The following is a 26,749-nucleotide window of genomic DNA, read 5'->3' as shown; positions in this document are numbered from 1 at the left end:
GGCGCCATCACGCAGAACGACGTGAACCTGGCCACGGTGGACAACGCCGTGATCATCGGCTTCAACGTCCGTCCCGCGGAGCGCGTCACGGACCTCGCCGAGCGCGAAGGCGTGGAGATGAAGTTCTACTCCGTCATCTACAACGCGATCGACGACGTCGAAAGCGCGCTGAAGGGCATGCTGAAGCCGGAGTACGAGGAGGTGGAGCTCGGCACCGCCGAGGTCCGCGAGGTGTTCCGCTCCTCCAAGTGGGGCAACATCGCCGGTGCCTACGTCACCAAGGGTGTTGTGCGCCGCAACGGCAAGGCCCGCCTGGTGCGCGACGGCAACGTGGTGCAGGACAACCTCACCATCGACTCGCTGCGCCGTTTCAAGGATGACGCCACCGAGGTGCGTGAGGGCTACGAGTGCGGTATCGGACTCGGCTCCTTCAACGACATCCACGAGGGTGACATCATCGAGACCTGGGAGATGCGCGAGAAGCCGCGCGACTGACAGGTCGTCCCTCCCGTCCCCGACCTGCCGGTCCGGGGGCGGGCGGAACCGCGCGGCCGGGTGCCCGGGTGACCGGGTGCCCGGCCGCGTCCCGCGGTCCGTGCCTCACGGGCGGACCGTTCCGGGTGGGCCCCGCCCTGGCGAGGCCACCCCACGACTGTGCGACGCCGCGGCGTCGCCCGAGGACGAGGAGCACCACCATGGCCGACGCCGCACGCGCCGCCCGCCTGGCCGATCGCATCAAGGTGATCGTGGCCCAGGCACTCGAACGCCGCATCAAGGACCCGCGGGTCGGTTTCGTGACGGTCACGGACGCCCGCGTCACCAACGACCTCCAGCACGCCACCGTGTACTACACCGTGTACGGGGACGAGACGCAGCGCGAGGAGACCGCCCGGGCCCTGGAGTCCGCGAAGGGCATCCTGCGCGCGGAGGTCGGCAAGAACATCACGGCTCGCCTCACGCCCACGCTGACCTTCGTGGCGGACGAGATCCCTGCCGACGCCGCGAGGCTGGAGTCGCTGCTGCGCACCGCCCGGGAGCAGGACGCCCGCGTGGCCGAGCAGGCCGTGGGTGCACAGTACGCCGCGGGGGAGGACGCCTACCGCACCTCCGAGGACGAGGCGCAGGGCGACGTCGCCCCCGAGAGCCGGTCGCAGGACTGAACCCGGTGACCGCGCGAGAAGACGTTCCGAGCCCGGCACCCTCTCTCCCGAGGGTGGCTGGGCTCGTCGTCGTGGACAAGCCGCTCGGCTGGACCTCCCACGACGTGGTCTCACGGATGCGCCGCCTGGCGGGCACGCGGAAGGTGGGCCACGCGGGCACGCTGGACCCCGCGGCGTCGGGCGTACTCGTGCTCGGGGTCGAGAGGGCCACCAAGCTGCTCACCTACGTCACGGGCGCGGACAAGACCTACGAGACCACCATCCGCCTGGGGGCGGCCACGGTCACCGACGACGCCGAGGGTGACGTCGTGCGCCAGGCCCCGCCAGAGCGGCTCGAGGCCCTCACGGAGGAGCAGGTCCGCGCTGCGGTGGGGAAGCTGACCGGTGAGATCCAGCAGGTCCCCTCGTCTGTGAGCGCCATCAAGGTCAACGGCGAGCGCTCCTACGCCCGGGTCCGCAGGGGCGAGGACGTGGAGCTCGCGGCGCGTCCCGTCACCGTGCGGGAGTTCACGGTGCACACCGTCACCCGGCCGACGGACGCCGCGGCGGTGGACCTCACTGCCACGGTGACCTGCACCTCCGGCACGTACATCCGCGCCCTGGCACGGGACCTGGGCGAGGCGCTCGGGGTGGGTGGGCACCTCATGGCGCTGCGCCGCACGCGTGTGGGCTCCTTCACGCTCGAGCAGGCCCACACCCTCGAGGAGCTCACCGAGCAGGTCCGCTCCGGGGGCACGGTGAGCACGGTGCCCCTGGACATCGCGGCACGCGGCCTCTTCCCCGTGCGCGAGCTGAGCGCGGTACAGGCCACCGACCTCTCACACGGGCGCAGGATCGCCGCCGAGGGGAAAACCCTGGCCGTCTCCGGGGACTCGGGTGATGGTGTCGTCGCCTGCTTTGCCCCGGACGGAACCCTGGTGGCGCTGGCCGAGGAGCGGGGCCGGGGCGAGAAGCGCTACGCGACGTCGGTGCTCGGCATCGCAGCGGGCGTGACCTTCACGGATCCCGCCGAGGTCTCCACAAACAACGAACCCGGCTCAGAGGGGAAGTCCTGATGCTGTGGGGCTACGACGGCTGGTTCTGGGCCTCCGCGGTGCTCGGCGCGCTCTCGTGCCTGGTGTGCGTGGTGCAGGCCCTGCGCGGACGCGTACCGGACGACTACTCGCAGGGCTCCGTGCTGCTCCTCGAGGGTTTCCTGCTCGCCTACGCGATCGGTTCCTTGCTGCTTCCCGTGCTCGGCCCGCCCGCCTCCGGCAGCGTGCTCGAGTACTGGGGCTACCTGCTCACCGCGCTGCTCATCCCGGCGGGAACCTTCGTGTGGTCTCTCGTGGAGCGCTCCCGGTGGTCCACGCTGATCCTGGGGGCCGCGGGGCCCGTGGTGGTCGTGATGGTCTACCGCATGAACTTCATCTGGTACTACCAGTGACCCCATCGACCCCATCGACCCCACTGACCCCACTGACCCCGGTGGCGCCGGCCGGCGCCCGCGTGACGAAAGGACGGCCATGGACCCCGAGTCCTCCCACTCCACGCTGCAGAAGCGTTTCGGCGGTTCGATGCACACCCGGCGCACCGACCGCAAGAGTTCCGGCTTCGGGCACGTGCTGATTGTCGTGTACGGGATCTTCTCGCTCTCCGCCGGTGTGCGATCGCTGTACCAGCTGGCCACCGAGTTCAGCATGGCACCCGTGGCCATCCTGCTCTCCACACTGTCCGCGGCGATCTACGTTCTCGCCACCGTGGCGCTGACGAAGACCGGTCCCGGCTGGCACGCAGTGGCCACGTGGGCCGTGGGTGCGGAGCTCCTGGGTGTCCTGGGCGTGGGAGCGCTCAGCATGTTCGAACCGCAGCTGTTCCCCAAGGCAAGCGTGTGGTCCGACTTCGGAGCGGGGTACGGCTACGTGCCGCTCGTGCTGCCCGTGGTGGGCCTCGCGTGGCTGTGGATGACGCGGCCCTCCCGCGGTGAGCGGTAGGCTCTAGACGGTGCGCCCCGCACTCGACGAACGACGAGGAGAACTGTGATTCGCTGGAGAAGCCTGGACGAAGTCACCCCCGGTTTCGGTCCCTCCGTGGTGACGATCGGGAACTTCGACGGTGTCCACCGCGGACACCAGCGAGTCTTCGCGCGCCTGCTCGACGTCGCCCGGTCCCACCACGCGCGCTCGGTGGTCGTGACCTTCGATCCTCACCCGGCCCTCGTGCACAGGCCCGATTCGCACCCCGGTCTGATCATGGGCCCGGAGGACAAGCTGGACGCCCTCGAGGAGACCGGTGTGGACGCCGTCCTCGTGCTGCCCTACAGCCTCGAGTTTTCCGAGCTGACCCCGCAGCAGTTCGTGGTCGACTACCTCGTCAAGCCCCTGGGTGCGGTGTGCCTGGTCATCGGCTCGGACGTTCGGCTTGGGCGGGACAACACCGGAGATCTCAGGGCGATCACCGAGCTCGGCCGGGAACACGGCTTCGAGGTCGTGGTCGTGGACGACGTCCGTGGCACCGTGCCGGACGAGGAGGACCCGCAGGAGCAGCCAGCGGACCGCCGCGCCGAGCGCCGCTGCTCCTCCACCTGGGTGCGCTCATGCCTTGACGCCGGTGACGTGCGTGGGGCCGCGCAGCTGCTCGGACGACCCCACCGCATGCGCGGGGAAGTGGTCCACGGCGCCGCGAGGGGACGCGAACTCGGTTTCCCCACCGCCAACCTTGCGCCCGACGCGTCGGGGTTCATCCCGGCGGACGGTGTCTACGCCGGCTGGCTCGTGGACGAGGAGGGCACCCGGTGGCCCACGGCCATCTCGGTCGGCTCCAACCCCACGTTCGACGGTGTCTCCCGCCAGGTGGAGGCCCACGTAATCGACCGCCCGGAGGAGACGGTGGAGGACTTCAACCTCTACGGCTCCACGGTGGTCGTCGAGTTCGTGGAACGTCTTCGCGGCATGGTGGCCTACCGGGGCGTCGACGCCCTCGTCGCGCAGATGCGCGAGGACGTCAGCCGCTCGCGGGAGATCCTGCGCGCAGAGGGCCGCGGAACGGACTGAGTCCCGCGGCCCCGCTCACGACCGGGTCACATCTCCTCGTGCACCGAGGGATCGAAGCCTGACCCGCTGATCCCGGTGTGCATCATGCGCAGCCGCTCCATCTGCGCGTCGGTGAGCTCCCAGTCGAACACGTCGATGTTCTCCGCCATGCGCTGCGTGTTCGAGGACTTGGGGATCGGCACGATGCCGGACTGCACGTGCCAGCGCAGCACCACCTGGGCGGGGCTGCGACCGTGCTTGCGGGCGATCTCCTCGAGCCACTCGCTCTGCAAGAGGTCCGTCTTGCGGCCCAGCGGGGACCACGCCTCGGTGAGGATCCGGTGCTCCTCGTGGAAGCGGCGCAGCGCCTCCTGCTGGTACTGGGGGTGCAGCTCCACCTGGTTCACCACGGGCATCTCACCGGACTCGCGCTCGAGGCGCTGCAGGTGCTCGGGCAGGAAGTTGGACACGCCCACGGAACGCACCAGTCCCTCCTCACGCGCCTCGAGCATGGTCTGCCACGTCTGCACGTATCGGTCCTGGACCGGGTTGGGCCAGTGGATGAGGTAGAGGTCCAGGTAGTCGGTTCCGAGCCGCTCGAGGGTGCCCTCCAGCGACCGGCGCACGGAGTCCGTGCCGTGGTCCCGGCCCGGCAGCTTGGACGTGAGGAAGAGCTCCTCCCTGGGCATGTGGCTGTAGCGGACGCCCTGGCCCACTCCGCGTTCGTTGCCGTAGTTCACGGCGGTGTCGATCAACCGGTACCCGCGCCAGACAGCCTCCGGGATCAGCGTCTCCGCCTCGGCGTCGTCCATCGGGTAGGTGCCGAAACCCAGCTGGGGGATCCGCTTGCCGTCCCGAAGCACGTGCCAGGGGACGTCCGGGGCGGCGTCCTTGAGGTCCTTGGTCTTCTCGTCGCTCATCTCTTCCTCGTTCTCCTTGACATCACAGTGGGCCCTCACCGCAGGGTATCCCGCGGGGCTGGTCACGCTCCCGTCGCACACTCCGGCGCACCTCGCGCCGTCCCAACCGACGGGACCTGCTGACGGGCCTCGCGGTCTCACGCGGTGGGCAGGCTCCGCAGCAGGTGCAGGACGGCGTCCGCGCTGGTGCGCGCCACGACGTCGAGTTCCATGTGGAACTGCTGCCCGGCGGCCGGACCGCACAGGTCCGACACGCTGCGCAGCGCCGTAAACTCACGGCCCCGCGTGTGGCACACCTGTGCGAGCGCGGTGGTTTCCATGTCCGTGCTCAGCGCCGCGGGGAACGTCTCGCGGGCGGCGCCCACGTTCTGCGCCGTCACGAAGGACCCCCCGGAGAGCATCTCGCCGCGCCACAGAACGCGTCCCTCGGGTGCGGGCAGCGCGCTCGCGGCGGCCACGAGTTCCTCAGACGCCGGGTACGACGCCGGCATGCCCGGAACCTGGCCCGGCGCGTAGCCGAAGGCGGTGGCGTCCGCGTCCGTGTAACGGAACCCGGTGCCGAGCACGAGGTCGCCCACGTTCACGTCCGAGCGCAGCCCGCCGCACGAACCGGCGGAGACCACCACGGCGGGGTCGAAGAGCTCGAGCACCGCGCTGAGGGCCGACGCCGCGTTGACCAGCCCGATCCCGGTGCGCACCAGGAGCACCGGGCGCCCGTCGAGCTCCAGCGCGTACGTCTCGGCCGTGCCGATCGGCTGGGGCGCGGTGCACCTGGCAGTCGCGGCGTCCAGGAACGGGGCGGCCTCCTCGGGCATGGCGACGAACACCGCGGGGGCGCCGACGCACGCGGCGAAAGATGCGGCGTCGTCGCTCACCGCGTGACCTCGTCCCAGTGGGCGCGCTCGGCCAGGAAGCCTCGCACGGCGTCCTGCGCCGCGCTCAGGCTGTGGTTCCGACCCCATCCGCACTGCACCTCGTTCGCGGCGGGGACCTCCGTGGCGTCCAGGATGTCCCGGAAGGTGAGCTCCAGCAGCCGCTCGAACTCCTCGGTCTCCACACCGAGCATCAGCGCGTAGAAACCGGTCTGGCAGCCCATGGGGGAGAAGTCGATCAGCGCGTCCGTGTGGTTGCGCATGTGCTCCGCCGTGAGGTGCTCGATGGAGTGCACGGCGGGCATCTCCAGGTGGCCCTGGTTGGGCTGGGTGAACCGGACGTCGTACTTCACGAGCGTGTCACCGCCCGGCAGCTGCTTGCGGTCCGCGATCCGCACGTAGGGTGCCGCCACGGTGCGGTGGTCCAGGTTGAATGATTCGACGTTCATCTTCTGCATGCGGCCATTCTTCCAGCTCCGGCGGACACGCACAGCGAGCGCACCGGGGCGGACGCGCCGGCTTGACTCGTCCGCTAAACTAGAAAATGGTCTGACTGCGGTCCGTGGTGGTCGGGCCCCGGGGCGAGCCCCGGACCCCGGGCGGGAATCTCACGCACCGGGCGGACACGGTACTAACTCGAGGAGTTACCCATGGCACTTGATGCCGCAATCAAGAACCAGATCATCACCGAGTACGCAACGCACGAGGGTGACACCGGTTCGCCGGAGGTGCAGATTGCCGTGCTGTCTCGCCGGATCTCCGATCTGACCGAGCACCTGAAGACGCACAAGCACGACCACCACACCCGTCGTGGCCTCATGGGCCTCGTGGGTCGCCGCCGTCGCATGCTCGATTACCTGCGTCGCACCGACATCGCCCGCTACCGTGCGCTCATTGAGCGCCTCGGCCTGCGCAAGTGATGTGACCCGGAGGTTCCCCGCGCTCCCCGAGGGCGGGGAACCACCACCCCCGGCTCTGCTCGTGACGAGCACTGCCACGGGCCACCTCACGGTGGCCCCCACTGGGACGCACCCGGAACCCCGGGACCGCACCCGCACCACGAAAACTCCCTCGCGTCCGCGCAGCATGTCGCGGTCCTCGACAGTGGCCTTCGCAACGCACCGCGCTGCGAGCGCCTCGATCGAAGACCGGTGTGTCGCGCGGGGCGCGTACCACCTAGGAAACAGGAGGTGACCCTTGGAGGGTCCCGAGATCCAGAGTGCAGAAGCCGTGATCGACAACGGCTCCTACGGAAAGCGCGTCGTGCGCTTCGAAACCGGGCGTCTCGCCCGTCAGGCCGCCGGCTCCGCCATGGTCTACATCGACGAGGAGACCTCGATGCTCTCGGCCACGGCCGTGGGCAAGCACCCCCGGGAGGGCTTCGACTTCTTCCCGCTGACCGTGGACGTGGAGGAGCGGATGTACGCCGCCGGCCGCATCCCCGGTTCCTTCTTCCGCCGCGAGGGCCGTCCGTCCACGGACGCGATCCTCACGTGCCGTCTGATCGACCGCCCGCTGCGCCCCGCGTTCGGCAAGGGCCTGCGCAACGAGGTGCAGGTTGTCGTCACGGTCATGTCCATCGCGCCGGACGAGATCTACGACACCGTGGCGATCAACGCCGCGTCCATGTCCACCACGCTGTCCGGCATGCCCTTCCAGGGTCCGGTGGGCGGTGTGCGCATGGCACTGATGGCCGAGGAGAACGGCGGCCACCAGTGGATCGCGTTCCCCAAGCACTCCCAGCTGGAGAACGCCGTGTTCGACATGGCGGTCGCCGGCCGCGTGGTGACCACCAAGGACGGCGGTGAGGACGTCGCGATCATGATGGTCGAGGCGGAGGCCACCGACAACGCGTGGGAGCTCGTCAAGGGCCAGGGGGCCGTCGCCCCCACCGAGGAGCTCGTGGCCGAGGGCCTCGAGGCCTCCAAGCCGTTCATCAAGGCCCTGTGCGACGCGCAGGCGGACCTCGCGGCCCGCAACAAGAAGCCCGAGATGGAGCTGCCGCGCTTCGGGGGCTTCGGCGACGACGCCGCCGAGGCCGTGAAGAACTTCGTGGGCGAGCGCATGGCGCAGGTCTACTCGATCGCCGGCAAGCAGGAGCGCGAGGCCGCCACCGACGAGCTGCACCGGGACACCCTGGCGGAGCTCGCCGGCGAGGGCAAGGCCTTCGAGGGCCGCGCGGACGAGATCAACGGCGCCTACCAGGCGCTCACCAAGCAGACCGTGCGCCAGCGGATCCTGAAGGACGGCGTGCGCATCGACGGCCGCGGCCTCACGGACATCCGTGAGCTCAGCGCCGAGGTGGACGTGCTGCCGCGAGTGCACGGCTCCGCACTGTTCGAGCGCGGCGAGACCCAGATCCTGGGTGTCACCACGCTGAACATGCTCAAGCTGGAGCAGCAGATCGACTCGCTGTCCCCGGTGAAGCACAAGCGCTACATCCACCACTACAACTTCCCGCCGTACTCCACGGGCGAGACCGGTCGAGTGGGTTCGCCCAAGCGCCGCGAGATCGGCCACGGCGCCCTCGCCGAGCGCGCGATCACCCCCGTGCTGCCCACGCGCGAGGAGTTCCCGTACGCGATCCGCCAGGTCTCGGAGGCACTGGGCTCCAACGGCTCCACCTCCATGGGCTCGGTCTGCGCCGCCACGCTGTCGCTGTTCAACGCCGGTGTGCCGCTGCGCGCCCCGGTGGCGGGCATCGCCATGGGTCTGGTCTCCGACACCGTGGACGGCGAAGTCCAGTACGCGGCCCTGACCGACATCCTGGGTGCGGAGGACGCGCTCGGCGACATGGACTTCAAGGTGGCTGGCACCTCGGAGTTCGTCACGGCCATCCAGCTGGACACCAAGCTCGACGGCATCCCCGCCTCCGTGCTCGCGTCCGCGCTGACCCAGGCCCGTGAGGCCCGGCTGTACATCCTGGACGTGCTGACGTCCGCGATCGACGCCCCGGACGAGATGAGTGAGTTCGCGCCGCGCGTGATCTCGGTGACGGTCCCCGTCTCCAAGATCGGCGAGGTCATCGGCCCCAAGGGCAAGATGATCAACCAGATCCAGGAGGACACCGGCACGGACATCTCCATCGAGGACGACGGCACGGTGTACATCGGGGCCACCGATGGTCCGTCCGCGGAGGCCGCGCGTTCCGCGATCAACGCGATCGCTAACCCGCAGGTCCCCGAGGTGGGGGAGCGCTACCTGGGCACGGTCGTGAAGACCACCACCTTCGGTGCGTTCATCTCCCTGACCCCGGGCAAGGACGGTCTGCTGCACATCTCCGAGATGCGCAAGCTCAACGACGACAGGCGCGTCAACGAGGTGGACGACGTCCTGGCCGTGGGCCAGAAGGTCCAAGTGGAGATCACCAAGGTGGACGACCGCGGCAAGCTCTCGCTCTCGCCCGTCGTCGCCGGTTCCGACGCACCGGCCGACACCGACGACGAGAACTGAGCGGGGGGCCTCCGGTACTCGATGACTGTCGTCGACCTACCCCTGAAGGCGGGCGACCCGTCGGAGCTCGACTCCGGCGCGGACGCCCGCCTTCGGGCATCCCCAACCCCGGACCCCGGCCGCGGCTTCACGCACGTGGTGCACGACGACGCCGAGGGTGACGTGATCACCCGTACGGTTCTGCCGTGCGGCACCCGTGTGCTGACAGAGCGGATGCCCGGGCAGCGCTCGGTGTCCGTGGGCTTCTGGGTGAGCCTGGGCTCGCGGGACGAGGCCCCGGGCATGCTCGGCTCCACCCACTTCCTGGAGCACCTGCTGTTCAAGGGCACGTCCCGACGCAGCGCCCTGGAGATCGCGGAGGCGTTCGACCGGGTGGGTGGGGAGTCCAACGCATTCACATCCCACGAGCACACGTGCTACCACGCACGGGTGCTGTCCGACCAGCTGCCCATGGCGGTGGACGTCCTGGCAGACATGTTCACCGGGGCGGTGCTCGACCCCGAGGAGTTCGACCGCGAGCGCGGTGTGATCCTCGAGGAGATCGCCATGGACCGCGACGACCCCATGGACTTCGCGTTCGAGCAGTTCAACGCCGAGGTGCTCCACGGCTCCGCGCTCGCGCGGCCGATCGCCGGCACGCCGGAGGAGATCCGCAGTGTCACGCGCGACGCCGTGTGGCGCCACTACCGCGGGGCCTACCGTCCTGAGAACCTCGTGGTCACGGTGGCAGGCGGGCTGGAGCACGAGAACGTGGTGCGGCTGGTGCGGGAGTCGCTGGTGCGTGCGGGCTGGGACCCGGACGAGCCCGCGGCGGCCGGTGCGCGGCGTCGCACCCTGGTGGCGCAGCCCAGGCCCCTGGTGGGCACGCACACGTTCGAACGACCGGTGGAGCAGGCGCACGTGGTCCTGGGCGGCTCCGGGCTGCCCGTGGGGGACGGGCGCCGCTTCACCATGACCGTGCTCAACGCGGCGCTGGGAGGGGGAATGTCCTCACGGCTGTTCCACACGATCCGCGAGCAGAAGGGCCTGGCGTACTCCACGTTCTCGTTCTCCGGCTCGTACTCGGACGCCGGGTTCTTCGGCATGTACGCCGGGTGCACGCGGGAGCGGGTGGAGCAGGTGAGCCGGCTCATGCGGGAAGAGCTGGACCGTCTGGCCCAGGACGGCATGGACGCCGCGGAGCTCGCGAAGGTCGAGGGCCAGGTCAGCGGGGCCACGGTGCTCGCGCTGGAGGACACAGGTTCCCGGATGTCCCGGCTGGGTTCGGCGGAGCTGAAGACCGGGTACTTCATGGACGTGGACGAGTCGCTGCGCCGGATCCGCGCCGTCACGTCCCAGGACGTGCAGCAGCTCGCGGCGCAGCTGGGGCAGGACGCCACGGTGCGCACCGTGGTCGGCCCGGGCGCGTCGGAATCGCAGGACTGAGAAAGGTGGTAGGGACATGAACGACCGGATCAAGGTTGCCGTACTGGGCCGAAACGGGCGCATGGGCTCCGAGGCGGTGCGCGCCGTCGAGGATGCACCGGACCTGGAGCTCGTGGCTGCGCTCGGCCGCGGGGACGACCTCCAGGAGATCGTGGACGCCGGGGCACAGGTGGTCGTGGACCTCACGGTTCCGAGCGCCACGCGGGAGAACGTGCGCTTCGCCGTGGCCCATGGTCTCCACGCCGTCGTGGGCACCACGGGTTGGGACGACGATGCCTTGGCGCAGCTGCGGGAGCAGCTCGCGGAGGCGTCGGGCACAGGTGTGCTGATCGCCCCGAACTTCGCCGTGGGTGCGGTGCTCGCCATGAAGTTCTCCGAGCTGGCAGCGGCGTTCTTCGAGTCCGTGGAAATCGTGGAGCTGCACCACCCGCGCAAGCTCGACGCGCCGTCGGGCACCGCAAGCCGAACGGCCGAACTCGTCGCCCGCTCCCGCGAGCGCGCGGGGCGAGGATCGTCCCCGGACGCGACGGAGTCGGATCCGTTCGGTGCGCGCGGTGCGGACGTGGCAGGCGTGCACGTCCACTCCGTGCGACTGCAGGGACTTGTGGCGCACCAGGAGACCCTGCTCGGCAACACCGGTGAGCAGCTGACGCTGCGCCACGACTCGTTCGACCGCGTCTCGTTCATGACCGGCGTGCTCCTGGGCGTGCGCTCGGTCGCGGAGCACCCCGGTCTCACCGTGGGCCTCGACGGCTACATGGACTTGGGCCTGTGAACTCCGCGGGCCGCCGGGGAGGGTTGCGCTGGTGGAGCGCCGCCGTGATTGCGCTGCTCGTGCTCACGGTGCTGCTGCTTCCCGTCTCCGCGGGGTCCAAGACGTGGCTGATCGCGATGCTCGCCCTCGCGGGAGTCTTCACAGTGCTCGAGGTCGGGTCCAGGGGCCGGATCCTCGCGGCGCTGATGGTGGCACTGCTCACCCTCTACCTGGGGCTCTCCTTCCATCGGGCCGTGCTGCTGCTCGACAGCGACGGGTGGATCGCAAAGCTGCTCGGGGTGGCCATGCTCGTGATCCCCGCGGTGGGGGCGTGGGCGATGGTGCGCGAGATCGTCTTTGGCGCCCGCACGCAGCGCCTCGGACGCGAGCTCGCGGCCAGGGGTGAGCTTCCCGCGGACGACCTGCCGCGAACACCCTCGGGGCGCTACGTGCGCGAGGCCGCGGACGAGCGGTTCGACGTCGTCCGCCGTGAGGTTGAGGCACGTCCCCAGGACTGGGGCGGCTGGTACCGACTGAGCCTGGCCTACTCGGCCAGCGGCGACGGTCGTCGCGCGCGCGGTGCGATGCGCACAGCCATCGCCCTGCACGGCGGGGCAGACCCCGAGGCGGTGCTCGTCGGCTCTGGGCGGTAACCTGTGACCATGACTGAACACAGCACCCCTGTGCCGACCGACCGCCCCGCGCCCATGTTCGGGACCCTGCTCACCGCAATGATCACCGTCTTCCACGAGGACGGCGCCGTAGACCTCGAGAGCACGGCGCGCCTGGCGGAGGAGCTCGTGGACGGCGGCTGCGACGGTCTGGTGGTCTGCGGCACCACCGGCGAGTACTCCACGATGACCGACGAGGAGAACCTCTCGGTCTTCCGGGCCGTCAAGGAAGCCGTGGGATCGCGCGTTCCCCTGCTCGGGGGCACCGGTTCCAACGACACCGAGCACTCCCGGTACCTGTGCCTGGAGGCCCAGAAGATCGGGATGGACGGGCTGCTCGTGGTCACCCCGTACTACAACAAGCCCACGCAGGCCGGGATCGAGGCCCACTTCCGCTCCCTCGCGGACTCGGTGGACACGCCGATCATGATCTACGACATCCCGGGCCGCTCCGGTGTGCCGATCGAGCCCGAGACCATGATCGCGCTCGCCTCGCACCCCAACATCGTCGCCGTCAAGGACGCCAAGGCGGACTTCATGGCCGCCGCGCGCGTAATGGCGGAGACGGACCTCGTCTTCTACTCGGGCGACGACGGTCTCACCCTGCCGTGGATCGCGCTCGGTGCCGCCGGGCTCGTCGGCGTGACCACTCACGTGGACACCCCCCGCTACCGACGCCTGGTGGACGCGGCCCTGGGATCGGACCTCGAAACCGCTCGGCAGATCAACGAAGAGCTGCTCCCGCTCGTGCGCGCCACGATGACCCGCGTGCCGGGTGCGGTGGCCGCCAAGACCATTCTTCAGTGGCAGGGTCGCCTGCCGAACAACACGGTGCGGCTTCCGCACGTGGCACCCACGCAGGCCGAGCTGGAGCAGATCCGTGCGGATCTGAGCACGTCGGTGGCTGCGAACACTTTGACCGACTGAGACGAAAGGGGTCTCATGACCCAATGGAACACCGCTGACCTTGTCAAGCCCCCCGCACTGGCGAAGGACACCCTGCGTGTCATTCCGCTGGGCGGGCTCGGCGAGGTCGGCCGGAACATGACCGTGTTCGAGATCAACGGGCAGCTGCTCGTGGTCGACTGCGGCGTGCTCTTCCCCGAGGAGACGCAGCCCGGTGTTGACCTGATCCTGCCGGACATCAACTACCTCCGGGACCGCCTGGACGACATCGTGGCGATCGTGCTCACGCACGGCCACGAGGACCACATCGGCGCCGTCCCGTACCTGCTCAAGCGGCGCCCGGACATTCCCATCCTGGGCTCGCAGCTGACTCTCGCGCTGATCGAGGCCAAGCTGCAGGAGCACCGCATCAAGCCCTTCACCATGGCCGTGCGCGAGGGGCAGGTGGAGAAGCTGGGCGAGTTCGAGTGCGAGTTCGTCGCGGTGAACCACTCCATCCCGGACGCCTTGGCCGTGTTCCTGCGCACCAAGGCCGGGACGGTGCTGCACACGGGCGACTTCAAGATGGACCAGCTGCCCCTCGACGGGCGCATCACGGACCTGCGTCACTTCGCGCGGCTCGGCGAGGAGGGTGTGGACCTGTTCCTCACCGACTCGACCAACGCTGAGGTCCCCGGATTCATCGCGTCGGAGAAGGCCATCGGCCCCGTCCTCACGGACGTGGTCTCCCGCGCCAAGCAGCGAGTGATCGTGGCTTCCTTCTCCTCGCACGTGCACCGTGTCCAGCAGGTGCTCGACGCCGCGGTGGCCAACGGTCGCAAGGTGGCCCTGATGGGCCGCTCCATGATCCGCAACATGACGATCGCAGAGAAGCTCGGCTACCTGGACGTCCCGCCGAACGTGCTCGTGGACCAGAAGAAGGTCGCGGACTACCCGGACGACAAGCTGGTCATCATGTGCACGGGTTCCCAGGGCGAGCCCATGGCCGCGCTGTCCCGCATGGCCAACGGGGACCACAAGGTACAGGTCAACGAGGGCGACACCGTCATCCTGGCCTCGTCCCTGATCCCGGGCAACGAGAACTCTGTGTTCCGCGTGATCAACGGGCTCATGCGCCTGGGGGCCCACGTGGTGCACAAGGGCAACGCGAAGGTGCACGTCTCAGGCCACGCCGGGGCGGGCGAGCTGCTGTACTGCTACAACATCGTGGAGCCCGAGTACGTCATGCCCGTTCACGGTGAGGTCCGCCACCTGATTGCCAACGGTGACCTCGCCAAGGAGACCGGTGTCCCGGAGGACCGCGTAATCCTCGCGGAGAACGGCACCGTGGTGGACATGCACAACGGGGCCTCCAAGATCACCGGTCAGGTGGAGTGCGGGTTCATCTACGTGGACGGCTCCTCGGTGGGAGAGATCACCGAGGCCGACCTCAAGGACCGCATGACGCTGGGTGAAGAGGGCTTCATCTCTGTGGTCACGGTGGTGAACCGGGACACCGGCAAGATTGTCTCCGGCCCGGACATCCACGCCCGCGGCGTCGCGGAGGAGGACAAGGTCTTCAACGAGATCCGTCCGAAGATCGCCGCCGCGCTGGAGGAGGCATTGGGGGAGAGCGGGAAGAACCACACCTCCCACCAGCTCCAGCAGATCGTGCGCCGAACGGTGGGCTCCTGGGTCTCGCGAAAGCTGCGCCGCAAGCCCATGATCGTCCCGGTGGTCGTCGAGGCCTGAGCCCACGGCCCCACCACCCAGCTCCAGCGGCCCGCCCGACATGCACTCCGGGCGGGCCGCTGTCCGTCCGGGTACCCTGGAAGCATGGCGTCACGAACTTCCCCCGCGCGCTCCGCGAAGACCGCCACCCGGTCCGCGAAGTCCTCGGGATCCCCCAAGAATGGCAGGAAGACCCCGGCCCGCGGCACGGCCAAGACCTCCTCGGCAGCCCCGGGTGCCCTGCGGGGGATTGTGAACGCGTGGTCGGGCGTCGGACACGTGGTGGGTGCCGCGGTACGTCGCGTAGGCACCCTGCGCACGGACATCGCCCCCGAGCAGCGCCGTGACGGTGGGGCCCTTGTGTGGCTCGTGCTCGCAGTGCTGATCGCCGCGCTCGAATGGTGGAACCTGCGCGGCGTGGACTTCGCCGCCGTGGCTGTTCCCTCGTCCTGGGCACACGCCGTGGTGGGCGGGACTTTCGGGTTCATGGCCCTGGTGCTGCCCATCTTCTGCTTCTGCTTCGCCGTGCGGATCTTCCGCCACCCCGAGGCCACCCAGGCCAACAACCGCATCGCCATCGGACTGCTCGCGCTGACGGTCGCCGGAGCGGGAACCGCCCACATTGCGGGCGGCTCGCCCTCCCTGGGAGACGGCTTCGAGGCGGTATGGAGCGCCGGGGGCTTCGTGGGCTTCCTCGCGGCGGACCCGCTGTCATCTCTCATCACCCCGTGGGGCGCGCTCGTGGTCCTCGTGGCGCTCGCCGTGCTGGCGCTGCTCGTCATGACCGCGACGCCCGTGGGGGAGATCGGGCCCCGGCTGCACCTGCTCTACCGCAGGCTCACGGGCCAGACGGAGCCGCGCAGCACGGACCTCTCCGCCCCGCAGCATGACCGCTCCTACCTGGACCCCGCGAGCACGGCGCGTTCCGCCCGCACGGCGCGCTCGCGGCGTCGTCGGGAGCGCGAGGACCTCGACCGCTACGACGGGGACGAGGCCTTTGAACGCGCTGTGGTCGACGAGGCCAACCGCCGCGAGGCGAAGGGAGCACACGCCACGAGCGTGTTCGACCTGGGCTCGAGCGCTCCCCGCAAGGGCGGCTCTTCGAGGGCCCGCGCCACCGCCACGAAGGCCAAGACCGCGGACGCCGCGGACCTCCAGTCCACCGACTCGGTGCCGAGCCCCGAGCCCGCGCTGCGCCCCGGTGAGAAGCGGCCCACCCGCTCCCAGCGCGAGGCCCAGAAGCTGCGCGAGGAGCAGGGCATCGCGCCGGCCGGGGACACCGCCGCGGCGTCGGACGCCCCGGCCCTCGCCGCGCTGGACGACACCACGGACGTCCACGAGCCCGGAGGCTCCCACGACGTCGCGACCCGCACCCACACGCCCAGCACTCCGATCCCCGCCCGCTCCGAGCAGCTGAAGCTGCAGGGCGACGTCGCCTACAGCCTGCCTCCGGTCGCGGACCTCGTGCAGGGGCCCCCGGCGAAGGAGCGCTCCGAGGCAAACGACCAGGTGGTCGCCGCGCTGACCAACGTGCTGCAGCAGTTCAAGGTGGACGCCGAGGTCACGGGCTTCTCCCGCGGCCCCACGGTCACCCGCTACGAGATCGAGCTGGGATCCGGCACCAAGGTGGAGCGCGTCACCGCCCTGTCCAAGAACATCGCCTACGCCGTGGCCTCGGCGGACGTCCGCATCCTCTCGCCCATCCCGGGCAAGTCCGCGATCGGTATCGAGATCCCGAACACGGACCGCGAGACCGTGGCGCTGGGCGATGTGCTGCGCTCGCAGAAGGCCCGCACGTCCGAGCACCCCATGATCATGGGTGTGGGCAAGGACGTCGAGGGTGGCTTCGTGCTCGCGAACCTGGCCAAGATGCCGCACATGCTCGTGGCTGGTGCCACAGGGGCGGGCAAGTCCTCGTTCGTGAACTCGATGATCGTCTCCATCCTGATGCGTTCCACCCCGGACGAGGTGCGCCTGGTCATGGTGGATCCCAAGCGCGTTGAGCTCACCGCGTACGAGGGCGTGCCGCACCTGATCACCCCGATCATCACGAACCCCAAAAAGGCCGCCGAGGCCCTGCAGTGGGTCGTGCGGGAGATGGATGCGCGCTACGACGACCTCTCCCACTTCGGGTACAAGCACATCGACGACTTCAACAAGGCCGTGCGCAACGGCAAGGTCCAACCGGAGCCCGGCTCCAAGCGGACCATCCGGCCCTACCCGTACCTGCTGGTGATCGTGGACGAGCTCGCGGACCTCATGATGGTCGCCCCACGGGACGTCGAGGATGCCATCGTGCGCATCACCCAGCTCGCCCGTGCCGCGGGCATCCACCTGGTGCTCGCCACCCAGCGCCCCTCGGTGGACGTGGTCACGGGCCTGATCAAGGCGAACGTGCCCTCCCGCATGGCCTTCGCGACGTCATCGGTCACGGATTCGCGCGTGGTTCTGGACCAGCCCGGTGCGGAGAAGCTCATCGGCCAGGGAGACGCCCTCTTCCTGCCCATGGGCGCCTCGAAGCCCATGCGCGTGCAGGGCGCGTGGGTCTCCGAGTCCGAAATCCACAAGGTCGTGGAGCACGTGAAGTCCCAGATGTCCGCGCACTACCGGGACGACGTCGTGCAGGAGGCACCCAAGAAGGCCATTGACGAGGACATCGGGGACGATCTCGACGTCCTGCTGCAGGCCGCGGAACTGATCATCACCACGCAGTTCGGCTCCACATCCATGCTGCAGCGCAAGCTGCGCGTGGGCTTCGCCAAGGCCGGGCGGCTCATGGATTTGCTGGAGTCCCGCGGCGTCGTCGGCGCCTCCGAGGGCTCCAAGGCCCGGGACGTGCTGGTCAAGCCGGACGACCTCGCGGCCACCCTGGCACTGATCCGCGGGGAGGAGCCGCCGGCCGGTGGCGGGACAGCGCAGGAGGCCGCGGGAACCGCGGGAGCCGGTGCGGTGAACGGCTCGGTCGACTACGGTGAGGACCCGGTCGAGGCCTCGCTTGCCGATGTTGCACACGACTACCACGACGGGTCCGATGAATCCGAGGACGCATGGGAGCTGACGGGACGATGACCACAAACCACGACGTAACGCCCCAGGGTGACCCTGCCCCCAGGGCTTCGAACTGGAACCTGCCGAACGCACTGACCGCGCTGCGCATCGTGATGGTGCCGTTCTTCGTGTGGTTCCTGGTGGCCGGGGGCACACACGGCGAGGACTCCATGGCCATGCGGTGGGCCGCGGTCGTGACCTTCGGGCTGGCGATGCTCACCGACAAGCTGGACGGGGACATCGCGCGTGCCCGCAACCTCATCACGAGCTTCGGCAAGATCGCGGACCCCATCGCGGACAAGCTGCTCACGGGAGCGGCGTTCGTGGTGCTCTCGATGCTCGGGGAGCTGTGGTGGTGGGTGACCATCGTCATCCTGGTGCGCGAGTGGGGCATTACCGTCATGCGCTTTGTCGTGATTCGCTACGGGGTCATGGCGGCGTCCAAGGGTGGCAAGACCAAGACCGTGCTGCAGACCGCGGCCCTGATCGCGCTGCTGCTTCCCCTCGCCCCGTTCGTGGGCCAGTGGTGGCTGTGGCTCGCGTGGCTGCTGACGGCTCTGGCACTGCTCGCCACCGTGGTCACCGGTGTGGACTACGTCGTAAAGGCCGTGCAGCTGCGCAACCGCGCGGTCAGGGGAGAGGGCGAGTGAGCGGCTCGGTGCCGTCCGCCCCGGGCAACGACGCCGCTGCGGCTGGTGACAACACTGTCCTGTCCGGGCGGGACAGCAGTGTCTGCGGGCACGACGCCGCGGGGCTGGTCACGCTCGCCACGCGCCTCGGTATCACGGTGGGCACGGCAGAGTCCCTCACGGGAGGTGCGGTGGCGTCGGAGATCGTCACGGTCGCCGGGGCGTCGTCGTGCTTCGAGGGCGCCGTGGTGAGCTACTCGCACGCCGTCAAGGAGCATGTGCTGGGGGTGTCCCGCGAGCTGCTGGAGCGTGTGGGGGCGGTGGACGCGGACGTCGCTGCCGCCATGGCGCGCGGGGCGCGCGAGGCCCTCGGTGTGGACTGGGCGGTGTCGACCACCGGCGTCGCCGGGCCGGAACCACACGACGGCCACCCCGTGGGCACGGTGTTCGTGGGCGTCAGCGGTCCCACGGGCGACTCCTCGCACCGCCTCACCCTCACGGGTGACCGAACGGGTATCCGGGCCGCCACCGTGGCACGTGCGATCGACATACTGACGACTCAAATTGCTTTCACAGCCAACGCATAGTGCTTTTCGGGCGGCCGCAGGGAACAATTGAACATGCAAGCACGTTATGACAGTCGGAGTATTGAGCCAGTCGGGCTCAAGTTCTCTGGAATCCACCGCAGCCGGGATGGTGCGGAGAGGCCCCGTTCGTTCGTACGAGGAGTAGGCAATTCACATGACGAAGCAACCCGTGTCTGTCAATGGTGTCGTCCGTTGGAAGGACGTGGGTGTGGCCGATGAAACTCACGCGGAGACCCACGAGATGAAGGTGGGCGTTCTGCGCCAGGAGATCGGAGAGGTGTTGCGCAACGTCCGCCAGCGCCAGGGGCGCACGCTGCGCGAGGTCTCGCACAGCGCCCGCGTCTCCCTGGGATACCTCAGCGAGGTGGAGCGCGGCCAGAAGGAAGCGTCCTCGGAGTTGCTTGCCTCGATCTGCACGGCCCTGGAGATCCCCATGTCCCAGATGCTGCGCGAGGTCGCTGACCGGCTCGCCTACGCGGAGGGCAACTTCATCCCGGACACCGTGCCGTCGGAGATGACGGAGGAGTTCACCCGGGAGATGCGCCAGCTGCGCGGCGGCAGCGCCGCGAGCGCGCGTTGAGAGAACCCCTGGCGCGGGAGGTGCTCGCCTCCGGCCAGGGGACTTGGGAACACACGAACGGACCCGCCCTCGGGCGGGTCCGTGTCGTGTGCGGGTCCGGCCCGTGGAATCGTGCCGTGCGATTCGGGAGGGTCAGCCGACCGAGGGCACGTGCCCGGGTGGTTCGCGGGGAAGAGACCACGACGAGGAGGAGGTGACGAGCATGCGAGTGAGTGCGTTCTGGGAACTCATGGCCCACGAGTTCGGGGCAGCCTACTGCAGGGTGCTGGCGCGGGACCTCGTGCTGTCCGAGCTGGGGGACCGCACGGCGAGCGAGGCGCTCGAGGCGGGGGAGGACCCCAAGACCGTGTGGTTCGCGGTGTGCCGCGCGCAGGAGGTGCCGCAGTCCCGGTGGTGGGGGCCGGACCAGCCTCCGCGGCGGTGAGGGCGGGCCGACGTGCACCGCACCGGATTCGAAGGTATATTCGAACCCGGTCGCGCGTACTCCACACCCGGCACCGGTCTCTTATGGGTGTCGGACCCCCGCTATACCGTGGACTGCGAAGACATCATCAGGGCCACACCGGCCCCCGAGAACCAGAGGTGAAACATGGCAGCCAAGTCCAAGGGTGCACCCGCACCCTCTCAGGTGGCCGGCTCTGATCGTGAGAAGGCACTGGACACCGTGCTCTCCCAGATCGACAAGAACTACGGTAAGGGCTCGGTCATGCGGCTGGGTGACCGTCCCGCTACGAAGATCGAAACCATCCCCACCGGATCCATCGCACTGGACGTCGCGCTGGGCATTGGCGGGTTCCCCCGGGGCCGCGTCGTGGAGATCTACGGCCCGGAATCCTCCGGTAAGACCACCGTGGCCCTGCACGCGGTCGCCAGCGTTCAGAAGGCTGGCGGCATCGCCGCGTTCATCGACGCCGAGCACGCCCTGGATCCCGCCTACGCGGAGAAGCTCGGCGTGGACACGGACAACCTGCTGGTCTCCCAGCCGGACACCGGCGAGCAGGCGCTCGAGATCATGGACATGCTGGTGGGCTCCGGTTCCATCGACATCATCGTGATCGACTCCGTGGCGGCCCTCGTGCCCAAGGCGGAGATCGAGGGCGAGATGGGTGACAGCCACGTCGGTCTGCAGGCCCGCCTCATGTCCCAGGCGCTGCGCAAGATCACGGGGCGGCTGTCCCACACCAACACCACGGCCATCTTCATCAACCAGCTGCGCGAGAAGATCGGCGTCTTCTTCGGCTCGCCGGAGACCACCACGGGTGGCAAGGCGCTGAAGTTCTACGCGTCCGTACGCGTGGACGTCCGCCGCATCGAGACGCTCAAGGATGGTGCCAACCCCGTGGGCAACCGCACGCGCGCCAAGATCGTCAAGAATAAGATGGCCCCGCCGTTCAAGCAGGCCGAGTTCGACATCCTCTACGGCCAGGGGATCTCCATCGAGGGCGGTCTGATCGACATGGGGGTGGAGCACGGGATCGTCAAGAAGTCCGGTGCGTGGTTCACCTACGAGGGCGACCAGCTGGGGCAGGGCAAGGAGAACTCCCGCCGATTCCTCAAGGACAACCCGGAACTCGCCCAGGAGATCGAGCGCAAGATCCTGGTGAAGCTTGGCATCACCGAGGATCCGGACGAGGCGTCACAGGATGCGGACGCACTGGAGGACGTCGGCCAGGACCTGGACCCTGGCGCGCCCTTCGCTCCCCAAAAGGACGACACGGAGCTTCCCGCCTTCTGAGGTGAGGGACCGCACCCATGAGTGACTCGTCACGCTACGATGCCCGCCGCCGCCGGGCCACGGCATCTCGCCGTGGCCCGGCGGCGGCGTCCGCGTCGCGGTCCGCGGCCGACTCCACCCCGTCGGGGAACGCGCTCCCCGAACCCGCCTCCTCGGGGCACGCGCTGTTCGCGGTTCCTCCCGTGGCGCAGCACCACGCCGAGCCGGGGGAGGGGCCGGCGCTGGTCCCTGAGGGCGGATCAGAAACCTCCACCGGTGAAGCACACGGCGGGGAAGACCTCGGGGTGCGCGAGCGCGCCCGGTCGATCGTGCTGCGTCAGCTGACGGCATCGGCGAAGTCACGGCGCCAGCTGGAGGACAAACTGGCGGACAAGGACATCCCGGACGACGTCGCCGGGGAGGTGCTGGACCGCCTCGAAGAGGTCAACCTCGTGGACGACCGCGCTTTTGCGGCGATGTTCGTCCGTTCGCGGGCTGAGACCCGGCGCCTGTCCCGGTCAGCGCTGCGCCGTGAACTCTCGCACCGGGGGATCATCGGTGAGATCGCGGAGCAGGCCCTGGACCAGCGCTCGGACGAGGACGAGCTCCGGGACGCCCACGAACTCGTCCGCAAGAAGCTCCCAGCTACCCTGGATCCGAGCGACCGCAAAGAGTACGAGAAGCTCACCCGCAGGCTGGTGAGCATGCTCGGCCGGAAGGGGTACGCACCGGGGCTCGCGTTCGCCGTTGTGAAGGAGGAGCTGGCGGACCTCGGATCGGCGGGAGCCGGGGAAGAACGGCCGGACCTGGACGGCGCGGACGTGTGGGACACCCCCTGAGCCGCTAAGGTGCCGAGGTGCTGAGGGCACGCCCGGTGCAGTTACTGGCCCGCATCTCGCCACCGCCGGAGCTGACTGACGCCACCGGGGGAGAATTTGACCCGATCCCTAAAATGAGGGGGTGACTCAGATGCCCCGGTCGGTTCAGCCGCAACCCCTCCAGCCCTCCGCCCCGTACAAAGCGTTCGACGCCCGCGAGGCTGCGCCGACCTACGAGGTGCGCACCCTGGGGTGCCAGATGAACGCCCACGACTCCGAGCGCATCACCGGTCTGCTGGAGACCGCCGGCTACGTTCCGGCCGTGGGCCGGGAGCCGGACCTGGTCGTCTTCAACACGTGCGCGGTGCGGGAGAACGCGGACAACAAGCTCTATGGCCAGCTCGGTCAGCTCGCACCGGTGAAGCGTCGCAACGACCGGCTGCAGATCGCCGTGGGCGGTTGTCTGGCCCAGAAGGACCGCGCCACGATCGTGGAGAAGGCACCGTGGGTGGACGTGGTCTTCGGCACGCACAACATCGGCTCTCTGCCGGTGCTGCTGCAACGGGCCCGTCACAACGAGCAGGCCCAGGTGGAGATCCTCGAGTCTCTGGAGACGTTCCCCTCTGCGCTTCCCACCAAGCGCGAGCAGGCCTACGCCGGATGGGTGTCGATCTCCGTGGGGTGCAACAACACGTGCACGTTCTGCATCGTCCCGCAGCTGCGCGGCAAGGAGAAGGACCGCCGTCCCGGGGACATCCTTGCCGAGGTGCAGGCCCTGGTGGACTCCGGTGCGGTGGAGGTGACGCTGCTCGGGCAGAACGTGAACTCCTACGGCGTCGAGTTCGGAGACCGCGGCGCGTTCGCCAAGCTGCTGCGCGCGTGCGGGGAGATCGAGGGGCTGGAACGCGTGCGGTTCACGAGTCCGCACCCGGCGGCGTTCACGGATGACGTGATCGACGCCATGGTCGAGACTCCCAACGTGATGCCGCAGCTGCACATGCCGCTGCAGTCCGGTTCGGACCGCATCCTGAAAAACATGCGCCGCTCCTACCGCTCGAAGAAGTTCCTGGGGATCCTGGAACGTGTCCGCGCGAGCATTCCTGGCGCGGCCATCACCACGGACATCATCGTGGGCTTCCCCGGGGAGACGGAGCAGGACTTCCAGGACACGCTGGACGTGGTGGCCGCCTCCGAGTTCTCCTCGGCATTCACGTTCCAGTACTCGGTGCGCCCCGGCACCCCCGCGGCAGAGATGACCGACCAGGTGCCCGCGGCCGTTGTGCAGGAGCGCTTCGAGCGTCTCACGGCGCTGCAGGACGAGATCAGTGCCCGCCTGAACCGTGAGCTGGTCGGTTCCCGCGCGGAGGTCCTCGTGAGCGCACAGTCGGGCCGCAAGGCGCAGAGCACCCACCGGCTCTCGGGCAGGGGCCGTGACCAGCGCCTGGTCCACTTCAGTGTGCCGGAGGGCGCACCCCAGCCGAGGCCGGGGGACGTCGTGAGCGTCCCCGTGACGAGCGCAGCGGCCTACCACCTGCTCGCGGATCCCCGTGACGTCTCCGAGTACGAGCTGCGCCGCACCCGCGGTGGGGACGCCTGGGAGGCGGCGCAGGCCGAGTCCTGCGCCGCGCCTTCGTCGTCCGGGGCACCGGGGCCAGTGGGCCTCGGCATGCCGTCCCTGCGGAGACCCTGAGCCGTGCCGGCAGTGGACGGACAGGCGGGCCCCGACGTCGTGAAGCAGCCGGATGCGCCAGGACGAGGCCCGGACGGCCCGCCGCTCGTAGCCGTCGTGGGTCCCACCGGCACAGGGAAGTCGGACCTCGGCATTGCCCTGGCCCACCGGCTGGACGGGGAGGTCGTCAATGCGGACGCCCTGCAGCTCTACCGGGGAATGGACATCGGCACGGCCAAGCTCCCGCCCGAGGAACGGGGCGGGGTGCCGCACCATCTGCTGGACGTCCTGGAGATCCACGAGGAGGCCTCCGTCGCCGCGTTCCAGCGTGAGGCCCGCCGTGCCATCACGGAGATTGTCGGCCGGGGCCGCGTGCCGGTCCTCGTGGGAGGTTCCGGTCTCTACGTCCGCGCGGTGCTCGACGACATCGAGTTCCCCGGCACTGACGCCGGCATCCGTGCGCGTCTCGAGGCGGAGCTGGCCCGGCACGGGCGGGCACCCCTGCTGGAACGGCTGGCCGCCGTGGACCCGGAGTCTGCCGCTCGGGTCAAGGACGAGCGGCGGCTGGTCCGGGCGCTCGAGGTCCACGAGCTCACGGGCCGACCGTTCACGTCCTTCATGCCGCGTCGGCACTACGTGCGGCCCACCGTCCAGGTGGGCCTGGGCATGGACCGGGAGGTGCTCGCCGAGCGCCTGGCCCGCCGTGTGGACGTCATGCTCGAGCGCGGCTGGCTTGAGGAGGTGCGTGCCCTGGAGGCACGGGGGCTGCGGGAGAGCCCTACAGCGGGCAGGGCCCTGGGGTATCCGCAGCTGCTGGCCGTGCTGGACGGCACCCTCGACCTCGAGCAGGCGCGCGAGCAGACTGTGGTGGCGACGCGCCGGTTCACCAAGCGGCAGCGCACGTGGTTCGGCGCCGACTCGCGGGTCCACTGGCTCGACGCCGCCACCCCCGGCGGGGTGGACGAGCTCGCGGACCGCGCGGGCCGTGCTGCGCGGTCAGTAGGATGACGGGCATGACGGAAACAAGTGAGGCAACGGGCGGCGCCGCGCACTGGCGGGAACTGGCGGGAGTGCGCGTCAGCAAGGCGCACGGCACGGGCAACGACTTCGTGGTCTTCACGGACCTGGACGGCTCGCTGGACGTCTCTGCGGACACGGTGGCCGCGGTGTGCGACCGGCATCTGGGACTCGGCGGGGACGGCCTCATCCGTGCCGTGCGTGCCGAGCACGTGCCGGAGGGCCGTCGGCTCGCCGAGCGGTCGCCGAACGTCGAGTGGTTCATGGACTACCGCAACGGGGACGGCTCGGTCGCGCAGATGTGCGGCAACGGCGTGCGCGTCTTCGTGGACCATCTGGTGCGGGAGGGCCTCGTCACCCTGCCACGCGGAGCCCGGCTTCGGATCGGCACCCGGGCGGGCGTCCGCAGCGTCGCGCGCACCGCGGACGGGTACGCGGTGGACATGGGTCCCTGGAGCTTCGAGCACGGTGACGCCGCTCGTGAGCGTGGTTCCGACTGTCTGGTCTCGGTCTCGGGCCTCACAGTCCAGCGCCCGGGGATCTCGCTGAGCATGGGCAACCCGCACACGGTCGTCGCGCTGTCCGAGGGAGAGAAGCTGGACGCCCTGGACCTGCACACTGCGCCGGTCGTGGACCCGGCGCCGGGAGACGGCACGAACGTGGAGTTCGTGGTGCCCCTGGAGCACGACGACGACGCCGTGGGCCGCATCGAGATGCGCGTGCACGAGCGCGGGGTCGGGGAGACCTATTCGTGCGGCACGGGTGCGTGCGCCGCCGCGGCCGCCACGCGCTTCTGGGGCGGGCAGGACTCACCGGACCGCTGGTTCGTGCGGGTTCCCGGGGGAGTGCTCTCGGTCACCTTCGTCCCGGCCCCGGACGGCACGGAGCACGTGGTGCTGGCCGGCCCGGTGCGAGTGGTGGCCACCGCCGAACTTGTGTGAGGCGCGGGGTGGCCGCGCGGCGTCGCCGGGCGTTCCTTGGCCGTGCGTGCCGCGGTCCGGTGGGTGGCTGTACTTGCTGCCCACCCACCCACCTGCCCGCACGGGACCACGCCAGGGCCCGGACGCACTGCGCGCCATCGCCTGCTCCTGACCGCACACGTGGGGCCAGGCCGCGCGGGGTCAGTCCCTTTCCACCGCAATGATCCGGAAGCCCTTGTCCGTGGCCGCGCGGCGCACGTGGAAATCCTCCGGCAGGGTTTCCCGCAACCAGCGCTGGAGAGTGTCCCCGCCGAGGTTCTTCTGCACCACGAGCCACGCGGTGCCGCCGGGAGCGAGCCGGGGCAGCCACTGGGAGAGGATCTGGTGCAGGGCGTCCTTGCCCACCCGGATGGGCGGGTTGGACCAGATGGTGTCGAAGGTCAGCTCTGCGGGGACGTCCTCGGGAAGGAAGGTCTGCACGCCCGTGAGGCCCAGTCCCTGCGCGTTGGCCGCGGTCAGGGCGAGGCTACGCTCGTTGACGTCCACGGCCGTGACGCTCGCCTCCGGGTCGGCCTGGGCCAGCGCGATGGTCAGTGGGCCCCAGCCGCAACCGATGTCGAGGAAGGATCGCCCCTGGGGATCCGGGACGTTGCGCAGCAGTGCCGCCGTTCCCTTGTCCAGCGCCCCGGGGGAGAAGACTCCCGCGTCGGTGCCTACCTCCACGGTGCGTCCCCTCAGCTCCGCTGTGATCCGGCGCGGCTTCTGTGCCACGGCCGGGTCGGAAACGAAGTAGTGCTGCGCGGCGGGCTCGGGGGTCATGGCTCCACATGGTAGTGCCCGCCCGGGGTGTGTCGGTGCCCGGCGCTAGACTGTCAGCACTGACCA

26 protein-coding genes and 1 pseudogene are annotated in these 26,749 nt (G+C 69.6%); 23 read left to right on the top strand and 4 right to left on the bottom strand.

The genetic code is table 11. The features are described 5' to 3' along the window. From B3G12_RS00240 to B3G12_RS00215, 6 genes and pseudogenes are all read left to right on the top strand, one after another. A pseudogene (locus B3G12_RS00240) lies at window positions 1-495 on the top strand (translation initiation factor IF-2); the annotation flags it as partial. A 200-nt stretch (window positions 496-695) separates the two neighbouring features. Then, window positions 696-1,160 carry a 30S ribosome-binding factor RbfA gene (rbfA, locus tag B3G12_RS00235; RefSeq protein WP_290498517.1) on the top strand — a complete coding sequence of 155 codons (465 nt, stop codon included), beginning with the start codon at window positions 696-698 and terminating at the stop codon, window positions 1,158-1,160. A 5-nt stretch (window positions 1,161-1,165) separates the two neighbouring features. Continuing rightward, complete coding sequence (gene truB / locus B3G12_RS00230; protein WP_414672712.1) at window positions 1,166-2,215, top strand: tRNA pseudouridine(55) synthase TruB; 1,050 nt, start codon at window positions 1,166-1,168, stop codon at window positions 2,213-2,215. Then, window positions 2,215-2,586, top strand: a complete 372-nt coding sequence (locus B3G12_RS00225; protein ID WP_144942266.1) for a hypothetical protein — start codon at window positions 2,215-2,217, stop codon at window positions 2,584-2,586. The genes truB and B3G12_RS00225 overlap by 1 nt, the downstream gene beginning before the upstream one ends. 79 nt (window positions 2,587-2,665) lie before the next feature. Further along, a complete protein-coding gene (locus B3G12_RS00220; protein WP_290498512.1) occupies window positions 2,666-3,133 on the top strand; it encodes a hypothetical protein in 468 nt (155 codons plus the stop codon). A 45-nt stretch (window positions 3,134-3,178) separates the two neighbouring features. Next, window positions 3,179-4,192 carry a bifunctional riboflavin kinase/FAD synthetase gene (locus B3G12_RS00215; RefSeq protein ID WP_144942264.1) on the top strand — a complete coding sequence of 338 codons (1,014 nt, stop codon included), beginning with the start codon at window positions 3,179-3,181 and terminating at the stop codon, window positions 4,190-4,192. Between the two features lie 26 nt (window positions 4,193-4,218). Here B3G12_RS00215 and B3G12_RS00210 read toward each other — a convergent pair whose 3' ends face one another. From B3G12_RS00210 to B3G12_RS00200, 3 genes are all read right to left on the bottom strand, one after another. Next, window positions 4,219-5,091: an aldo/keto reductase gene (locus B3G12_RS00210; RefSeq protein WP_144942263.1), complete on the bottom strand. Its 873-nt coding sequence runs from the start codon at window positions 5,089-5,091 to the stop codon at window positions 4,219-4,221. 137 nt (window positions 5,092-5,228) lie between these two features. Next, a complete protein-coding gene (gene mtnN / locus B3G12_RS00205; RefSeq protein ID WP_260983331.1) occupies window positions 5,229-5,966 on the bottom strand; it encodes a 5'-methylthioadenosine/S-adenosylhomocysteine nucleosidase in 738 nt (245 codons plus the stop codon). Continuing rightward, window positions 5,963-6,421, bottom strand: a complete 459-nt coding sequence (locus B3G12_RS00200; RefSeq protein WP_290498509.1) for an S-ribosylhomocysteine lyase — start codon at window positions 6,419-6,421, stop codon at window positions 5,963-5,965. The genes mtnN and B3G12_RS00200 overlap by 4 nt, the downstream gene beginning before the upstream one ends. Window positions 6,422-6,613: 192 nt before the next feature. On the opposite strand from B3G12_RS00200, the gene rpsO reads away from it, so the two are divergent. From rpsO to dapF, 17 genes are all read left to right on the top strand, one after another. Then, window positions 6,614-6,883, top strand: a complete 270-nt coding sequence (rpsO, locus tag B3G12_RS00195; RefSeq protein WP_055083941.1) for a 30S ribosomal protein S15 — start codon at window positions 6,614-6,616, stop codon at window positions 6,881-6,883. 277 nt (window positions 6,884-7,160) lie between these two features. Continuing rightward, window positions 7,161-9,416 (top strand): polyribonucleotide nucleotidyltransferase, encoded by a 2,256-nt coding sequence (locus B3G12_RS00190; protein ID WP_290498506.1) that lies wholly within the window; start codon window positions 7,161-7,163, stop codon window positions 9,414-9,416. A gap of 21 nt (window positions 9,417-9,437) precedes the next feature. Next, complete coding sequence (locus B3G12_RS00185; RefSeq protein WP_126874824.1) at window positions 9,438-10,841, top strand: M16 family metallopeptidase; 1,404 nt, start codon at window positions 9,438-9,440, stop codon at window positions 10,839-10,841. Window positions 10,842-10,857: 16 nt separating this feature from the next. After that, window positions 10,858-11,616: a 4-hydroxy-tetrahydrodipicolinate reductase gene (gene dapB / locus B3G12_RS00180; RefSeq protein ID WP_144942258.1), complete on the top strand. Its 759-nt coding sequence runs from the start codon at window positions 10,858-10,860 to the stop codon at window positions 11,614-11,616. Then, window positions 11,613-12,248 (top strand): hypothetical protein, encoded by a 636-nt coding sequence (locus B3G12_RS00175; protein WP_144942257.1) that lies wholly within the window; start codon window positions 11,613-11,615, stop codon window positions 12,246-12,248. The genes dapB and B3G12_RS00175 overlap by 4 nt, the downstream gene beginning before the upstream one ends. 9 nt (window positions 12,249-12,257) lie before the next feature. Beyond that, window positions 12,258-13,193 (top strand): 4-hydroxy-tetrahydrodipicolinate synthase, encoded by a 936-nt coding sequence (dapA, locus tag B3G12_RS00170; protein ID WP_144942256.1) that lies wholly within the window; start codon window positions 12,258-12,260, stop codon window positions 13,191-13,193. A 15-nt stretch (window positions 13,194-13,208) separates the two neighbouring features. Beyond that, window positions 13,209-14,903, top strand: a complete 1,695-nt coding sequence (locus B3G12_RS00165; RefSeq protein WP_144942255.1) for a ribonuclease J — start codon at window positions 13,209-13,211, stop codon at window positions 14,901-14,903. 84 nt (window positions 14,904-14,987) lie between these two features. After that, window positions 14,988-17,951 (top strand): FtsK/SpoIIIE family DNA translocase, encoded by a 2,964-nt coding sequence (locus B3G12_RS00160; protein WP_144942254.1) that lies wholly within the window; start codon window positions 14,988-14,990, stop codon window positions 17,949-17,951. Beyond that, window positions 17,948-18,580: a CDP-diacylglycerol--glycerol-3-phosphate 3-phosphatidyltransferase gene (pgsA, locus tag B3G12_RS00155; RefSeq protein WP_144942253.1), complete on the top strand. Its 633-nt coding sequence runs from the start codon at window positions 17,948-17,950 to the stop codon at window positions 18,578-18,580. The genes B3G12_RS00160 and pgsA overlap by 4 nt, the downstream gene beginning before the upstream one ends. Next, entirely contained in the window at window positions 18,577-19,146 is a 570-nt protein-coding gene (locus tag B3G12_RS00150) for a CinA family protein (protein WP_244944760.1), read from the top strand. The genes pgsA and B3G12_RS00150 overlap by 4 nt, the downstream gene beginning before the upstream one ends. Window positions 19,147-19,300: 154 nt before the next feature. Next, on the top strand, window positions 19,301-19,726 hold the full coding sequence (locus B3G12_RS00145) for a helix-turn-helix domain-containing protein (RefSeq protein WP_144942252.1): 426 nt from the start codon (window positions 19,301-19,303) through the stop codon (window positions 19,724-19,726). Between the two features lie 202 nt (window positions 19,727-19,928). Further along, a complete protein-coding gene (locus B3G12_RS00140; protein WP_144942445.1) occupies window positions 19,929-20,150 on the top strand; it encodes a DUF3046 domain-containing protein in 222 nt (73 codons plus the stop codon). Between the two features lie 165 nt (window positions 20,151-20,315). Continuing rightward, a complete protein-coding gene (gene recA, locus B3G12_RS00135) occupies window positions 20,316-21,461 on the top strand; it encodes a recombinase RecA (protein ID WP_144942251.1) in 1,146 nt (381 codons plus the stop codon). Window positions 21,462-21,478: 17 nt separating this feature from the next. Beyond that, complete coding sequence (locus tag B3G12_RS00130; protein ID WP_222126489.1) at window positions 21,479-22,279, top strand: regulatory protein RecX; 801 nt, start codon at window positions 21,479-21,481, stop codon at window positions 22,277-22,279. Window positions 22,280-22,409: 130 nt separating this feature from the next. Then, window positions 22,410-23,948, top strand: coding sequence for a tRNA (N6-isopentenyl adenosine(37)-C2)-methylthiotransferase MiaB (miaB, locus tag B3G12_RS00125; RefSeq protein ID WP_244944785.1), 1,539 nt, complete (start codon window positions 22,410-22,412; stop codon window positions 23,946-23,948). 39 nt (window positions 23,949-23,987) lie between these two features. Further along, a complete protein-coding gene (miaA, locus tag B3G12_RS00120; protein ID WP_144942443.1) occupies window positions 23,988-24,935 on the top strand; it encodes a tRNA (adenosine(37)-N6)-dimethylallyltransferase MiaA in 948 nt (315 codons plus the stop codon). 5 nt (window positions 24,936-24,940) lie between these two features. Beyond that, entirely contained in the window at window positions 24,941-25,885 is a 945-nt protein-coding gene (gene dapF / locus B3G12_RS00115; RefSeq protein ID WP_144942250.1) for a diaminopimelate epimerase, read from the top strand. Window positions 25,886-26,065: 180 nt separating this feature from the next. Here the strand turns inward: dapF and B3G12_RS00110 are convergent, their stop codons facing one another. Next, window positions 26,066-26,683, bottom strand: a complete 618-nt coding sequence (locus B3G12_RS00110) for a class I SAM-dependent methyltransferase (RefSeq protein WP_144942249.1) — start codon at window positions 26,681-26,683, stop codon at window positions 26,066-26,068. Window positions 26,684-26,749 lie beyond the last annotated feature (66 nt).

The sequence above is a fragment of the Kocuria sp. UBA5001 genome, assembly GCF_002398425.1.
GTDB lineage: Bacteria > Actinomycetota > Actinomycetes > Actinomycetales > Micrococcaceae > Kocuria > Kocuria salsicia.
This window is presented reverse-complemented; position numbering and strand designations above follow the sequence as displayed.

Excerpts from the sequence above, each read along its gene's own strand:
- miaB (WP_244944785.1), top strand. The coding sequence starts at position 22,410 with ATGCCCCGGTCGGTTCAGCCGCAACCCCTCCAGCCCTCCGCCCCGTAC.
- B3G12_RS00160 (WP_144942254.1), top strand. The coding sequence starts at position 14,988 with ATGGCGTCACGAACTTCCCCCGCGCGCTCCGCGAAGACCGCCACCCGG.
- B3G12_RS00185 (WP_126874824.1), top strand. The coding sequence starts at position 9,438 with ATGACTGTCGTCGACCTACCCCTGAAGGCGGGCGACCCGTCGGAGCTC.
- B3G12_RS00200 (WP_290498509.1), bottom strand. The coding sequence starts at position 6,421 with ATGCAGAAGATGAACGTCGAATCATTCAACCTGGACCACCGCACCGTG.
- B3G12_RS00165 (WP_144942255.1), top strand. The coding sequence starts at position 13,209 with ATGACCCAATGGAACACCGCTGACCTTGTCAAGCCCCCCGCACTGGCG.
- B3G12_RS00210 (WP_144942263.1), bottom strand. The coding sequence starts at position 5,091 with ATGAGCGACGAGAAGACCAAGGACCTCAAGGACGCCGCCCCGGACGTC.
- dapB (WP_144942258.1), top strand. The coding sequence starts at position 10,858 with ATGAACGACCGGATCAAGGTTGCCGTACTGGGCCGAAACGGGCGCATG.
- B3G12_RS00140 (WP_144942445.1), top strand. The coding sequence starts at position 19,929 with ATGCGAGTGAGTGCGTTCTGGGAACTCATGGCCCACGAGTTCGGGGCA.
- rpsO (WP_055083941.1), top strand. The coding sequence starts at position 6,614 with ATGGCACTTGATGCCGCAATCAAGAACCAGATCATCACCGAGTACGCA.
- pgsA (WP_144942253.1), top strand. The coding sequence starts at position 17,948 with ATGACCACAAACCACGACGTAACGCCCCAGGGTGACCCTGCCCCCAGG.
- recA (WP_144942251.1), top strand. The coding sequence starts at position 20,316 with ATGGCAGCCAAGTCCAAGGGTGCACCCGCACCCTCTCAGGTGGCCGGC.
- B3G12_RS00220 (WP_290498512.1), top strand. The coding sequence starts at position 2,666 with ATGGACCCCGAGTCCTCCCACTCCACGCTGCAGAAGCGTTTCGGCGGT.
- dapA (WP_144942256.1), top strand. The coding sequence starts at position 12,258 with ATGACTGAACACAGCACCCCTGTGCCGACCGACCGCCCCGCGCCCATG.
- B3G12_RS00225 (WP_144942266.1), top strand. The coding sequence starts at position 2,215 with ATGCTGTGGGGCTACGACGGCTGGTTCTGGGCCTCCGCGGTGCTCGGC.
- dapF (WP_144942250.1), top strand. The coding sequence starts at position 24,941 with ATGACGGAAACAAGTGAGGCAACGGGCGGCGCCGCGCACTGGCGGGAA.
- B3G12_RS00145 (WP_144942252.1), top strand. The coding sequence starts at position 19,301 with ATGACGAAGCAACCCGTGTCTGTCAATGGTGTCGTCCGTTGGAAGGAC.
- B3G12_RS00130 (WP_222126489.1), top strand. The coding sequence starts at position 21,479 with ATGAGTGACTCGTCACGCTACGATGCCCGCCGCCGCCGGGCCACGGCA.
- rbfA (WP_290498517.1), top strand. The coding sequence starts at position 696 with ATGGCCGACGCCGCACGCGCCGCCCGCCTGGCCGATCGCATCAAGGTG.
- B3G12_RS00110 (WP_144942249.1), bottom strand. The coding sequence starts at position 26,683 with ATGACCCCCGAGCCCGCCGCGCAGCACTACTTCGTTTCCGACCCGGCC.